Genomic DNA, 1,125 nt, shown 5'->3' with positions numbered 1-1,125 from the left:
ATGGGGTTCTAGGGATTTTCCCCTCTAAAAAGACTTAATCCTCTGTAGACCACACCAATAAATGGCTGCGGAGGTGGGTTACTACTTATAAGTGTGGCAAATTAGGTAAATATCGTACATTTAATACGGAACAGCCCTGATATGGCCATCAAAAACGAAATTACTATTCTCACGAGAGCAGAACAGGCAGATCTTTATTCCCCACCCATTTTTTCAATCGAAGAACAACGTCTGTACTTTTCTCTGAACGATGCGGAATTGGCAGTTTTTCGGTCAATTCGTCTCAGAGCTCATAGATGTTACTTTGTCGCGATTTTGGGATACTTCAAATCAAAGCCCGTCATCCTAGATATCGCTTACTCGCAGGTTTCTAAGGATTTAATGTTCATCAGTAAAGAGCTGCTTGGCGGCAAGGGGCTCAGACCATTCACTCCCTCACAAAAACAAAAAGATCGACTCTACGCAAAAGTATTAGACCTTGCTGGTTATCACAAATGGGACGAAAGTCAGCACTTCAATTCTCTTTTCGACCACCTTGTTCAGGTGGGCAATGCCTGGCTGGAGCCGCGTTACCTCTTTGATACTGCTATTGAATTCCTAACCAGTCACAGCATTGCTATCCCTAGGTACACCGTACTCCAGAGACTGATAAGCAGAGCGATGCAGCAGGTCAGAAAAGACCTGGCGCACCAACTTAATCAACTCACCAGTCCTGAACTTCACGTCTTTCTGGACAGCATAACAGCCATTGATGACGGACTAAGCCTGAACCAGCTCAGAGGCGGTGCAAAAAGTCTGACCGTACCTGAACTTAAAAAAGAGCTTGCCCTTTATCATCAGTTAGCGCCATGGCGCACGCAAATCAATGGCGTTATCGATGGGCTTAATCTGTCTCTTAAAAATCGACAACACTTCGGTGAGCTCATCAACTATTACGGTAGTAAACTCAAACGATTCAAACGCGCACAGCAGCATCTATGGTTGCTATGTCACCTGACAGAGCGGATACAACTGGCACTGGAACGGTTAACTGATGGGTTCATTTACCATATCCGCAAGCAACAAGAAGCTGCCAACACCTTTGCACAACAAGCAGTGTTCCTGTCCTGGCAGTCAGCCGCGGAC

At 45.6% G+C, this 1,125-nt stretch carries 1 protein-coding gene; it reads left to right on the top strand.

The features are described from left to right. Positions 1 to 141: 141 nt before the first annotated feature. Positions 142 to 1,125: DUF4158 domain-containing protein (locus CLC91_RS14855; RefSeq protein WP_040522107.1), on the top strand; the 984-nt coding region annotated here is incomplete at its 3' end.

This window comes from Paraferrimonas haliotis (assembly GCF_002282895.1).
GTDB lineage: Bacteria > Pseudomonadota > Gammaproteobacteria > Enterobacterales > Shewanellaceae > Paraferrimonas > Paraferrimonas haliotis.
Note: the sequence above shows the minus strand (reverse complement) of the source record. Positions and strands in the feature narration are given on the sequence as shown.